10 protein-coding genes are annotated in these 12719 nt (G+C 66.5%); 3 read left to right on the top strand and 7 right to left on the bottom strand.

The features are described from left to right. Positions 1–19: 19 nt before the first annotated feature. Positions 20–1345 (top strand): guanine deaminase, encoded by a 1326-nt coding sequence (gene guaD, locus AC1RLU_RS09945; protein WP_492795342.1) that lies wholly within the window; start codon positions 20–22, stop codon positions 1343–1345. 121 nt (positions 1346–1466) lie between these two features. Here the strand turns inward: guaD and AC1RLU_RS09940 are convergent, their stop codons facing one another. From AC1RLU_RS09940 to AC1RLU_RS09920, 5 genes are all read right to left on the bottom strand, one after another. After that, a complete protein-coding gene (locus tag AC1RLU_RS09940) occupies positions 1467–2324 on the bottom strand; it encodes a D-amino-acid transaminase (protein ID WP_492795341.1) in 858 nt (285 codons plus the stop codon). A gap of 112 nt (positions 2325–2436) precedes the next feature. Beyond that, positions 2437–4032, bottom strand: a complete 1596-nt coding sequence (locus AC1RLU_RS09935; RefSeq protein WP_492795340.1) for a peptide ABC transporter substrate-binding protein — start codon at positions 4030–4032, stop codon at positions 2437–2439. A gap of 144 nt (positions 4033–4176) precedes the next feature. Beyond that, a complete protein-coding gene (locus tag AC1RLU_RS09930; protein WP_061964498.1) occupies positions 4177–6477 on the bottom strand; it encodes an NADP-dependent malic enzyme in 2301 nt (766 codons plus the stop codon). A 213-nt stretch (positions 6478–6690) separates the two neighbouring features. Next, positions 6691–6927 (bottom strand): Lrp/AsnC ligand binding domain-containing protein, encoded by a 237-nt coding sequence (locus AC1RLU_RS09925; protein ID WP_061964496.1) that lies wholly within the window; start codon positions 6925–6927, stop codon positions 6691–6693. Between the two features lie 52 nt (positions 6928–6979). Then, a complete protein-coding gene (locus AC1RLU_RS09920; RefSeq protein WP_061964494.1) occupies positions 6980–7804 on the bottom strand; it encodes an alpha/beta hydrolase in 825 nt (274 codons plus the stop codon). Positions 7805–7944: 140 nt separating this feature from the next. Here AC1RLU_RS09920 and AC1RLU_RS09915 point away from each other — a divergent pair, with 140 nt between their 5' ends. After that, positions 7945–8943 (top strand): asparaginase, encoded by a 999-nt coding sequence (locus AC1RLU_RS09915; RefSeq protein ID WP_492795337.1) that lies wholly within the window; start codon positions 7945–7947, stop codon positions 8941–8943. A gap of 4 nt (positions 8944–8947) precedes the next feature. Here the strand turns inward: AC1RLU_RS09915 and AC1RLU_RS09910 are convergent, their stop codons facing one another. Beyond that, positions 8948–10318 carry a TIGR03808 family TAT-translocated repetitive protein gene (locus AC1RLU_RS09910; RefSeq protein WP_492795336.1) on the bottom strand — a complete coding sequence of 457 codons (1371 nt, stop codon included), beginning with the start codon at positions 10316–10318 and terminating at the stop codon, positions 8948–8950. A gap of 85 nt (positions 10319–10403) precedes the next feature. Then, positions 10404–11393: a methylmalonyl Co-A mutase-associated GTPase MeaB gene (gene meaB, locus AC1RLU_RS09905; RefSeq protein WP_492795334.1), complete on the bottom strand. Its 990-nt coding sequence runs from the start codon at positions 11391–11393 to the stop codon at positions 10404–10406. Positions 11394–11525: 132 nt separating this feature from the next. Between meaB and AC1RLU_RS09900 the strand changes: the two genes are divergently transcribed. Continuing rightward, positions 11526–12677, top strand: coding sequence for an alpha/beta hydrolase (locus AC1RLU_RS09900; protein ID WP_162260057.1), 1152 nt, complete (start codon positions 11526–11528; stop codon positions 12675–12677). Positions 12678–12719: the final 42 nt, after the last annotated feature.

Here is a 12719-nt window from a genome sequence, read left to right as displayed (position 1 = left end):
TGTGCCGGAGCCGCCCGACGTGACCACCTCCACCCGATTGCGCGCCTTGCGCGGCCGCCTGCTCTGGTTCGTCGACGATCCGGAGACCGCGGGCGAGGCCGCGCATCGTTATGTCGAGGACGGGCTGCTCGTCATCGAGAGCGGGTTGGTCCAGGCGGCAGGCGAGGCGCGGGACCTGCTGCGGACGCTGCCGGCCGGTGCTGAGATCGTCGACCACCGCCCGCATCTGATCATGCCGGGCTTCATCGACGCCCATATCCACATGCCGCAGACCCAGGTGATCGCCTCCTATGGCGCGCAATTGATGGAGTGGCTGAACAAATATACCTTCGTCGAGGAGCAGAAGCTCGCTCAGCAGGGCCATGCCGAGAAGCTCTCGCGCTTTTTTCTCGACGAATTGCTCGCCAACGGCACGACCACGGCGGCGGTCTATTGTTCGGTCCATCCGCAATCGGCGGAGGCCTTCTTCACGGAATCGGAGCGCCGCAACACGCGCATGATCGCCGGCAAGGTGATGATGGATCGCAATGCGCCGGAAGCGCTGACCGACTCGGCCGAGAGCAGCTATAGCGATTCCAAGACGCTGATCGCGCGCTGGCACGGCAAGGGCCGCCAGCTTTATGCGATCACCCCGCGTTTCGCGATAACCTCGACGCCGGAGCAGATGGCGGCGGCGGGGAGGCTGGCGGCCGAGCATCCCGGCTGTCATGTCCAGACCCATATCGATGAGAACCGAGCCGAGATTGCCTTTGCCCGCGAGCTTTATCCCGAAGCTGCGGACTATGCGGATATCTACCGGCGTTATGGTCTGCTCGGTGCGAAAAGCCTGATGGGCCATTGCATCCACATGACCCACAATGAATGGCAGGCCTTTGCGGACACCGGCGCGGTCGCGGTGTTCTGCCCGACCTCGAATCTCTTCCTCGGCTCAGGGCTGTTCGACTGGGCGCATGCCCGGCAGCGCGCCGTCAAGGTCGCGGTCGCGACCGATATCGGCGGGGGCACCTCCTATTCGATGCTCAGGACCATGGCCGAGGCCTACAAGGTGCTGCAGCTTCAAGGGCAAAGCCTGTCGGCTTTGGGCGCCCTGCATGCGATCACGCGGGGCAATGCGGTGGCACTCGGCCTCGATCACCTGATCGGCAGCTTCGAGCCCGGCCGCGAGGCGGATGTGGTCGTGCTCGATACGGGCGCGACGCGGGCGATGGCGCATCGCATGGAGACGGTGCGCGATCTCGCGGAGGAACTCTTCGTGCTCGTCACGCTGGGCGACGAGCGCAATGTCGCCGCGACCTATGTGATGGGGGAATTGGCCGCGGGTTCGTCATTCCCGGGCGGCGCCTAGCGCCATCCGTCATGGTCGGGCTTATCCCGACCATCCACGCCTTCGCCTATCGAGGGCGCTGTCCAAGACGTAGATGCTCGCCACAAGGGCGAGCATGACGCCGTTGAACGGGCCCGATGCCTCAGCCGAGCACGCCGCCCTTGCGGGCGTAGTCGATATAGATCTCGCGCAGGCGCAGCGCCGTCGGGCCGGGGGCGCCGTTATGGATCGTGTGGCCGTCGATCGTGGTCACCGGCATGACGAGGCTGGTCGCGGAGGTGATGAAGGCCTCCTCGGCGTCGAGCGCCTCTTCCAGCGTGAACTCGCGCTCCTCGAAGGTGAAGCCGGATTCCGCGAGATAGGCCAGCACCGCCTTGCGGGTGATGCCCGGCAGAACCTTGTTGGAGAGTGGGCGCGAGATCAGTGTCTTGCCCTTGACGATCCAGGCGGTGGAAGAGGCGCCTTCGGTCACCACGCCGTCCTCGGTGAGCCAGGCTTCCTGCGCGCCGCTTTCCAGCGCGAACTGCTTGGCCAGCACCGGGGCGAGCAGATTGACGCTCTTGATGTCGCGGCGGGCCCAGCGCAGGTCCGGCGTCGAGACGACCTTGATGCCGGTCTTGGCTGTCGGCGCATTCACGAAGTTGCGGGCCTGGGTGAACATCACCAGCGTCGGCTGGACATCCTTCGGGAAGGGGAAATCGCGATCGGAAGCGCCGCGCGAGACCTGCAGATAGATGCCGCCCTCATCGAGATTGTTGCGCTTGATCAGCTCCTGATGGATCGCGACGAGCTCGGCCTTCGACCAGGGCAGGTCGAGGCGGATTTCGCCGCAGGAGCGCTCGAGGCGCGCGAGATGCGCCTCGCAATCGACGAGCTTGCCGCCGATCACGGCCGAAACCTCATAGATGCCGTCGCCGAAAATGAAGCCGCGGTCGAAAACGGAGATCTTGGCCTCTTCCTCGGGAAGATAGGCGCCATTGACGTAGACGATGCGGCTCATCGATGCGGACTCGCTGATTGGAAGGGAACGCCGGACCTTCCTAGCGAAGCTTGGCGCCGGTTGCGAGCCTCAAGGCGTGGAAACGGCCCGGCGTCTGGTGCAGGGCCGAGCCTCAGGCCTTCAGGCTCAGGAACCGCGTCGGGATCGCGCCGCGCAGGTTCTGCTCGAAGCCGGCCAGCTTCGGCGAGACCAGGTTCTTGGTCGAGTAGTGCAGTACCGGAATCCACGGCTCGTCGCGGATGACGATGCTGTCGGCTTCGCGCAGGATCGCGGCGCGCCGGGCGATGTCGAGTTCCTCGGTCGCGAGCTTCATCAACGCGTCGAATTGCGGATTGCTGTACTTGCCGATGTTGAAGCCGGCATTGTCGCTCTCGAACAGGAAGAGGAAGTTCTGCGGGTCGGAATAGTCGCCGATCCAGCCATAGCGGGCGACGTCGAAATCGCCGCCATCGCGCAGATAGGCGAAATGCGTGCGGAAATCGGTCTGGACGAAACGGGTCTCGACGCCGATCGCGCGCCATTGCTCTGCGATAGCCTCGGCCGTGTGACGGTTGTTGTCGGTGGTGTTGAAGCGGAACTCGACCTGAAGCGGTATGCTGCCGAAGCCGGCCGAAGCGAGCAGGCGCTTGGCATCGTCCTCGCGTTCGAGCCCAGAAGCGTGGCGGAAATCGAGTTCGGCACGCTCGCCGTAATTGCCGATATGCGGAGGTATCACGCCATAGGCCGGCAGCATCGTGCCGCCCCAGATCCGGTCGGCGATGAATTCGCGATCGATCTGCAGCGATAGCGCCCGCCTGACGCGCTCGTCGTCGAAGGGCGGCTTGGCGCTGTTGATGATCAGGAAATAGGTCGCGAGATAGGGGCCGATCCGGACCTGGTCGCCGAGCTTTTCCTTCAGGCTCTTGAACTGGTCGGCCGGGATGTCCGTGGTGAGATGCAGTTCGCCGGCCTGGAAGCGCCGCACCGCCGCCGCGAGGTCGGACGCCGGATAGAAGATCACGGTATCGATCTGCACATCGGCGGCCGCATGGAAATGCGGGTTGCGGTCGAGCCGGATATGCGAGTTCGGCGCCAGTTCCCTGAGCATATAGGGGCCGTTGGTGATCCAGTTCTCCGGCCGCTCGGGCTCCTGCGCCGCCCTGGCTACGCTGGGTGGGTGCACGGGCAGGGCGCTCTGATGGGTCAGGAGCTCGAGCAGGTAGGGCGTCGGCTGCTCCAGTGCGATCTCCAGCGTGCTCTCGTCGGGAGCGGTGACGCCGAGCGTTTCCAACGAGGAGCCGGCGGCGGCCTTGTGGATCGCCTGGGCATTGCGGATCGGGAAGAGCAGGTTGGCGTATTTCGCACCGGTTTCCGGATTGACGATACGCCTGAAGGAATAGACGAAATCCGAGGCCCTGACCGGGTCACCGTTCGACCATTTCGCGTTGCCGCGCAGCTTGAAGCGCCAGCTCTTGCCGTCCGGACTCATTGTCCAGCTTTCGGCGACGCCGGGTACGACCTCGCCCATCATATTGTGGATGACGAGGCCCTCGCGCAGGTCCCGCAGCAGATGCGCTTCGGCGACGGTGGAGGTCTTGTGCGGATCGAGCGTCTCGGGATCGCCGTCATTGCCGCGGTGGAAGACAATCCGGCCCTGGGCGGCGGCGCGGGTCGCGGCCAGGATGGCGGCGAAGGCCAAAGGGGCATGGCGGCGCGTGACGTCGAGCATGGCAACCTCCCTCAAGCCGGGCGTCGTTGCGAGCGATGCCCGACTTCAGGGGGAGTAGACCCTGTCGAATTGAGTCTGCCAAGCGCGAAAACGACGGCGAGGCCGCGGTTTTCGCTCGTTGTTTGTCAGGGGGTGGCTATAGGCTCAACGGCTGGCCGCTTCCGCCGCGCTTTCCTGGGCTTCGACCACTGCGACGGCCGTCATGTTGACCACGCCGCGCGCCGTCACCGATCCCGTGAGGATATGGGCGGGCTTGGCCGTGCCGATCAGGATCGGCCCGACCGGCAATGCGTCGGCCATCACCTTGGCGAACTGGTAGGAGATGTTGGCCGCGTCGAGATTGGGGAAGATCAGGACGTTCGCCATCTCCTTCAGCGTCGAGGAGGGCAGCACGCGCTCGCGGATCAGGGGCACGAGGGCGGTATCGGCCTCCATCTCACCGTCGCATTCGAGATGCGGCGCCCGCTCGCGGATCAGTTTCAGAGCCTTGCGCATCTTGAGCGAGGAGGGCGTGTCGGCCGCGCCGAAATCGGAATGCGACAGCAGGGCGATCTTCGGGTCGATGCCGAAGCGCTGGACATGGCTCGCCGCCAGCACGGTCATGTCGGCGATCTCCTCCGCCGTCGGATCGTGCTTCACATGGGTGTCCGACATGAAGAAGGCACCCTTGTTGGTGATGATCAGGGTCATCGCCGCAAGGTCGCAGACGCCGGGCGCCATGCCGATGATGTCCTTGATATGCCGCAGGCGGGACATGAACCGGCCTTCGAGGCCCGAGATCATCGCATCGGCCTCGCCGCGGGCGACGGCGAGCGCGGCAATCACGGTGTTGTTGGTGCGCACCAGCGAGCGGGCGGCCTCCGGCGTGATGCCGCGCCGGCCGGCGATGTCGAGATAGGTCTGGACATAGTCGCGATAGCGCGGATCGTCCTCGGGATTCACCACCTCGAAATCGACGCCGGGCTTGAGCGACAGACCGAAGCGCTGGATGCGCGTCTCGATCACGCTCGGGCGGCCGATCAGGATCGGAACGGCGAGCCCTTCCTCCAGCGCGACCTGGGCGGCGCGCAGCACGCGCTCGTCCTCGCCCTCGGCGTAGATCACGCGCTTGGGGTCGGCCTTGGCCTTCTGGAACAGCGGCTTCATCAGGAAGCCGGAGCGGAAGACGAAGCGCGAGAGCTGCTCGCGATAGGCCTCGACATCGACCAGCGGCTTGCGGGCGACACCGGTCACCATCGCCGCCTCGGCGACAGCCGGCGCGATGCGCATGATCAGGCGGGGATCGAACGGGTTCGGGATCAGCGAGTTCGCGCCGAAGGTCGAGGCCTCGCCACCATAGGCGCGGGCCGCGATGTCGGACGTCGCCTCGCGGGCGAGCGAGGCGATGGCGCGCACCGCCGCGAGCTTCATCGCCTCGTTGATCGTCGTCGCCTGCACGTCGAGCGCGCCGCGGAAGATATAGGGGAAGCACAGGACGTTATTGACCTGGTTCGGATAATCCGAGCGGCCGGTGCAGATCATCGCGTCGGGGCGCACGGCGAGCGCATCTTCCGGCGTGATCTCGGGGTTGGGGTTGGCCAGCGCCAGGATCAGCGGCTTCGTCGCCATCTGCTTGGCCATCTCGGGCTTGAGCACGCCGGCTGCGGAAAGGCCGAGGAAGACGTCGGCGCCGCCGATGACGTCGCTCAGCGTCCGGGCATCGGTCTCCTGCGCGTAGACCTCCTTCCAGCGGTCCATCAGCGTGTTGCGGCCCTTGTAGACCACGCCGTCGATATCGGTGAGCCAGATGTTCTGGCGCTGCGCGCCGAGTTCGACCAGCAGGTTGGTGCAGGCGAGCGCGGCGGCGCCGGCGCCGGAGACGACGATCTTGACGTCGGCGATCTTCTTGCCCGCGAGGTCGAGCCCGTTCAGCACCGCGGCGGAGACGATGATCGCCGTGCCGTGCTGATCGTCATGGAAGACGGGGATCTGCATCCGGGCCTTGAGCTGCTCCTCGATCTCGAAGCATTCCGGCCCCTTGATGTCCTCGAGATTGATGCCGCCGAACGTCGGTTCCAGCGCCGCAACGACCTCGACGAATTTCTCGATGTTCTTCTGCTCGACCTCGATGTCGAAGCAGTCGATGCCGGCGAATTTCTTGAAGAGGACGGCCTTGCCCTCCATCACCGGCTTGGAGGCGAGGGGACCGATATCGCCCAGCCCCAGCACGGCGGTGCCGTTGGTGATGACGGCGACGAGATTCTGGCGCGAGGTCAGCTCGGCGGCTTCCGAGGGATCGTCGACGATCGCCTCGCAGGCGGCGGCTACGCCGGGCGAATAGGCGAGCGCCAGGTCGCGCTGGTTGCCGAGCGGCTTGGTCGCCTGGATCTCGAGCTTACCCGGCCGAGGCTGGCGGTGATAGACGAGCGCGCCCGAGCGCAGATCAGTGGAGAGCGTGCTTTTCATGGCGCGAGGATCCCTGCAGTCCGAAGGATGCTGGTCGCGCGAAAGCCCCCACGCCGTCAAGCCGTCGGCGCCGCCAGCAGTTTCGCCGGGGCGGAAAGGATGAGGCGGCTGCGAACTTGAATCAATTTGGCAAGATGCTGAATCGGCATGCGAGAATCCGCACGCAAGCGCCGGAAACGATTCGATAAATCCCCAGCGCCGTCGGCGCGAAGTTCAGAACGCCTTGAAGGTGATGATCGTATGGGTGTCGGCGATCTCGGGGATCGACTGCACTTTCTGCGCGACGAAATGGCCGATATCGACATCGGCCGCGACGTGGAACTTGGCCAGGATGTCGTAGTTGCCGGCGGTCGAATAGATCTCCGAGGCGATCTCGCGATCGGCCAGTTCGCTGGCGACCTCATAGGTCTTGCCGAGCCTGCATTTGATCTCGACGAAGAAGGTCTGCATCGCGCGCTCCGAAACTCTGTTGGGTCTGGATAGAATCCTCTGCGTGGTAAGATCAAGCGCCGGCGAGCGCGGCGATCCGTCGGGTCATCGCATTCTCCGGATCGGTCAGTCCGGCGATCACGGTGAAATGGTTGGCTCCGGGGATTTCCTCGTAGCGCGTCGTCACGCCTTCCAGCCCCCAGACATCGGTGAGGCGGCGGCTCTGCCGGTGGTACTCGTCGCTCTCGGCGCCGCCGACCACGGCATCCATGGTCAGCCGCGACGGCGCCGGCCAGAACAGCGGGCTTTCCAGTTCCGCGGCAGCCAGGTCGAGATTCAGCGCCTTGTTGATGCTGGTCTCGGTCAGGGGCTTCAGGTTGTAGAGGCCGGAGATGCCATAGGCTGCCGGCACGAGCTGGTCTGGCAGGTCCGGGTCGACATTCTTCCAGTCGGTGGCAAGCGTGCAGGCGCTGAGATGGCCGCCGGCGGAATGCCCGGTCGCGATCACCGGCAGGCCGAAGCGCCGCCACAGCGCCGCAGCCGCCTGCTGCAATTCCCAGACGATGTGGCCGAGATGGACCTGCGGGCAGAGATCGTAACCGACGACCGCGACCGGCAGGCCGAGCCGGTTCAGCCCGCGCGCCATATGCGAGAAATAGCTGCGGTCGAGCGCCTGCCAGTAGCCGCCATGGATGAACATCACCAGCGCGTTGCCGCGGATCGTCTCGGGCTTGAACAGGTCGTAGGCCTGGCGCTCGCCCTCGCCATAGGAGACGTCCAGCTCGCGCAGGGCCTCGGCACGGTAGGCGGCGGCATCGGCCTGCCAGCCGGCGATGATTCCCGGATGTTCCGGCACGCGGGCGCGGTTGTTGTACTCGGTCTCGTAGTCCGGCGACATCGATCTTCCATCGCTGAAGGGCGTGGGTTGGCTGGGCCGCACCGTGGCAGCCCGGCGCCCTTCGCGCCAGCGCTTTTGACAGGACCCCGCGTCAGCGCCAAAAGGCGGCAAGCCCGGCGCAAAGGGCAATGGAGGTCGCCATGGAAAATCCCGTTCTCGCCGAGGTCACGCGCGGCAATGTCGTCGAATCGCGCCATCGCGGCGCGGCGATCGTCGTCGATGCCGATGGCGGTGTGGTCTTCGCGGCCGGCGATGTCGAGCGCCCGGTGTTTCCGCGTTCGGCGGTCAAGGCGATCCAGGGCCTGCCCTTGATCGAGAGCGGCGCAGCCGACCGCTACGGGCTGACCGAGGCCGAGATCGCGCTCGCCGTCTCCTCGCATTCCGGTGAGCCGCTGCATGCGCAGACCTCGCTGGCGATGCTGAAAAAGGCCGGCCGCGATGCCGGCTGCCTCGAATGCGGCGCGCATTGGCCGTCGAACGAGGTCGTCTCCCGCGCCCTGGCAAAGTCTGGCGCCGAGCCGAGCGCCCTCAACAACAATTGCTCGGGCAAGCATGCCGGCTTCGTCTGCCTGTCCTGCAACATGGATGAGGACCCTGCCGGCTATGTGAAGGCGAGCCACCCCGTGCAGCAGGCCGTGCGCGGCGCTCTGGAAGCCGTGACCGGGGCCGTCCATAGCGCCGAGCGGATGGGAACCGACGGCTGCTCGATCCCGTCCTACGCCGTGCCGCTTTCGGCGCTGGCGCTGGGTTTCGCCCGGCTCGGCACCGGCCGTGGCTTCGGGCCGGAGCGGGCAAAGGCGGCGGCGCGCATCCGGGCGGCCGCTGCAGCCCACCCCTTCATGGTCGCCGGCACGGGCCGCTACGACACCCGCCTGATGGACCTGCTCGGCGCGCGCGCCTTCACCAAGACCGGGGCGGAGGGGGTGTATTGCGCCGCGCTTCCGGAACTGGGCTACGGCATCGCCCTGAAATGCGATGACGGCGCCGGTCGTGCCGCCGAGATCGCGCTTGGCGCCCTGATCGCACGCTTCCTGCCGATGGACGGTGCCACGCAGGCAGCCTTCGCGCCGCTGCGTGAGACCGTGCTGAAGAACTGGAACGGCATCGAGGTCGGCCGGATTCGCGCGCCGGCGGCCTGAGGCCTCAGCGCACCGCGTTGTTCGCGACCACGATGCCGGAGGCTCTCGCGTCGGGAGCCTTTGTCAGGTCGCCGGTGACCGGTTTGCCGTATTCGGTGCCGATCACGGCGCCGTCGCGGGCCTCGGAAATGACGTTGTTGGCGATCAGCGCGTTGCGTTCCTTGGGCACCAGCGAGACCGAGACGCCGATCCCGGTCTTGCGGATGACGTTGCCGGTGGCGGCGAGATTGCGCATGCCCCATGACCAGCCGAGCGCGATGCCGATATCGCTGGCGTCCTCGATGACATTGCCGGTCACCGCCGCTTCCGCCTCGACATGGATGCCGTAGCCTCCGGTCGGCTCCTTGCTGTAGGGCACGGCCTTGCGCGTCGCCTTGCGGATGATGTTGTTGGCGCAGACTGCCATGCGCCCGCCCTGGTCGAGATTGGTCATCGAGGCGCCCGACGCGCAGTCCTCGACATGGTTGTTGGCGATGATTGCGCCCTCGAAGGCGAACTCGCTGTAGAGCGCGACCTCGCCGCAGCGCCGCCCCTGGTTGCCGAGGATCTGGACGCCGGAGCCGGAATTGTTGCGGATGAAGCTCAGCGCGCAGTCGCGCAGCTGGTTGCCCTCGATGATCACGCCTCCGGCGCGGAAGACGCTGATGCCGTTGCCGTTCTGGCCGCTGCCGCCACCATCGGTCCTGATCCCCAGCACACGGTTGCCGCGAACGATCGAGCCGTCGTCGCCGGGCTGGCTGCGCCAGATCTGGATGCCGTTATTGCCGCAATCCTCGACCCGGTTCTGCTCGACCGTGAGGCCCTTCGAATCGATCGCGAACAGCGCTGCGTCCCGCATGTCGCGGAACCGGCTCGCGGTGACGCGCCCGCCGCAGCGGTCAAGCGTCAGGCCGACCGAGCCGGCCTTGGCAAAGGCGCAGCCGGAAATGGTGATCTCGCCGACGTTCTCGGCCATGAGCAACCCGCTTCGCTGGGCAGCGGGGATGTCGAGCCCGTCGAAGCTCAGGCCGGTGAGCGCGGCCCGCCCAATATTGCGGGCGATCAGGAGGGGCTGGCCACTGGCCGTGACGAGATGCGTCTCGCCGGGCACGCCGATCATCCGGGCGTTCTCGGGCAGGGCGACGCCGCCGATCCGGTAGCGGCCGGGCGGCAGGAGAAGCGGCGCGCCGCGCGCAGCAGCTTGCTTGAGAGCAGCTTGGAGTTGCCGCGACTGATCCTCCGCGGCACCGGGCCGTAAGCCGAGTTGGCCGGCATCTAGGCCAAGATGGCCGAGCGGGCCGGTCGTCGCGCCGCGCGATTGGGCATGGGCCGGCAGAACGACCGAGGCCGTGCCGAAAAGGCCCATCGCCAGCACGTTGCGTCGGGACAGCACCATGAAAGCTCCTGTTCGGCCGGCGCGGATCAAGCTCTGTGCCAGCTTCACCTGTGCCGATCTGGCACCGAGGTTCGCCGCGCCGGGATCACAGCCCCAGCGCCCGCGCGATCTCGTCGGCGGCGGATGTCGGGGGGAGCTTTCCGGCAGCGACGGCCGCCTCCAGCTCCGGCGTGCGGGCTTTCAGGGCCGGGTCGTGCCGGAGCCTGGCCTGCAGCCTGTCCTGCACCATCGCCCACATCCATTTCACATCCTGCCGGCGGCGCTTTTCGGCGATCAGACCCTTGGCCTCGAAGCGGGCGCGATGGTCCTCGATCCTGGCCCAGAGCTTGTCGAGCCCGAGCCCCGTCAGCCCCGAGATCGTCACGACCGGCGTGCTCCACAGGGGGGAGGCGGGGGAGAGGATATGGAGCGCGGCCTTGTATTGCGCGGCGGCTGCGCGCGCGGCCATGGCGCCGTCGCCGTCCGCCTTGTTGACCGCGATCATGTCGGCGAGCTCGATGATGCCCTTCTTGATGCCCTGCAATTCGTCGCCGGCATTGGGCAGCATCAGCACGAGGAAGAAGTCTGTGAGGTCGGCGACGGCGGTCTCCGACTGGCCGACGCCGACCGTCTCGACCAGGATCACGTCGAAGCCGGCCGCCTCGCAGAGCAGCATGGTCTCGCGCGTCTTGGCCGCGACCCCGCCGAGCGTGCCCGAGGAGGGGGAGGGGCGGATATAGGCGTTGGGATCGACCGCGAGCCGGGCCATCCGCGTCTTGTCGCCAAGAATCGAGCCGCCGGTCCGGGAAGACGAGGGGTCGACCGCGAGCACGGCAACCTTGTGGCCCGCTGCGGTCAGGTGGCTGCCGAGCGCGTCGATCGTGGTCGACTTGCCGACGCCGGGCACGCCGGTGATGCCGACCCGAATCGCTCGGCCGGTGTGAGGGAGCAACTGCTGGATCAGGGTCTGCGCCTGCTCGCGATGATCGGCGCGGCGCGATTCCGCCAGCGTGATCGCACGGGCCAGCGCAGCGCGCTCGCCGGCAAGAATGGCATCGCGCAGGGTGTCGGATGGGGAGCTGCTGCTGTCGACCATGCCGCCAGTTAGCAAGTCGCGGGAGCGGGCGACAAGGCGTCCTGCCGTCTCATTTGCTTCATCACTGTGTCATGTGCGCATCTTGTGAATTCGCTGTTGCAGTGAGACGACTTGGCGATGATGTGCGTGGCGATGCGGCTTCGTGTTTTCCTGTTGGTCCTGCTTTTGCCGCTGGCGCTCGCAGCCTGCGGCACGCCGCGCGTGCTGGAGCTGAGCTCCGCTCCGAAGGCGGAGGTCGCAGGGACTGTCCAGATTTACGTCGCGACGACGCGCGAGGCCTCGGCGCAGCCGGTCTATTTCAGCGGCGAGCGCGGGCCGAAGCTCTCCTTCGCCCGCCTCGACATCACCGTGCCGCGTAATCACAAGCCCGGTGAGCTGGAACTGCCCGATTCGGGACCGGGCGACCCGGCGAAGCATTTCACCGCGACCAACCTCCAGAAGCTCGATCTCGCGCCGATCGTTTCCGACGTGCGCAAGGAACTGGCGCGGCGGCCAGCCTCCCAGCGCGACGTGCTGGTCTTCGTCCACGGCTACAACACGAATTTCGCCGATGCGGCCTATCGCTTCGCCCAGATCGTCTATGATTCCGGCTTCAAGGGCGTGCCGGTGCTGTTCACCTGGCCCTCGCGCGGACAGCTCCTTGCTTATCCCTATGATCGCGAAAGCGCCTTCTACTCGCGCGATTTCCTCGAGCTGAACCTGCGGGCCATCGCCCGGGATCTCGGCCCGTCGCGCATGGACATCCTCGCCCATTCAATGGGCACATTGCTGACGCTGGAGACGCTCCGCCAGGCTGCAATCCGCGGCGACGGGACCTTTGGCGGCAAGCTGCGCGATGTCATGCTCGCAGCGCCCGACGTCGATCTTGACGTCTTCAAGACGCAGATGCGCGAAATCCGGCGGCCGGTGACGGTCTTCGTCTCGGCCGATGACCGGGCGCTCGATTTCTCCCGGCGCTTCGCCGGCGACAAGAAGCGGCTGGGCGCGGTGTCGAGCAAGGATACCGAGACGATCGCCGAGCTGGAAAAGCTTGGCGTGCGGCTGATCGACCTCTCCGAGGTCTCCTCCGGCGACAGCCTCAACCATGCGAAATTCGCGTCCTCGCCGAAGGTCGTGCAGATGATCGGCCAGCGGCTGCAGCAGGACAAGGGCATCGGCTTTGCGGGGCCGCAATTCGGCGACAGGCTGGGAGACGTCGCCGGCGGCGTGATGGGCACGGTGGGATCGACCGTCGGGCTCGTCGTCACCGCACCGATCACCATCATCTCCGGCGCCACGCAGTGATGTCGCCTTGGTGCAACGCGGGTGCTGCTTCGTGCAGGCGGC

The sequence above is a fragment of the Allobosea sp. GW822-FHT05A11 genome, from assembly GCF_058800455.1.
This window is presented reverse-complemented; position numbering and strand designations above follow the sequence as displayed.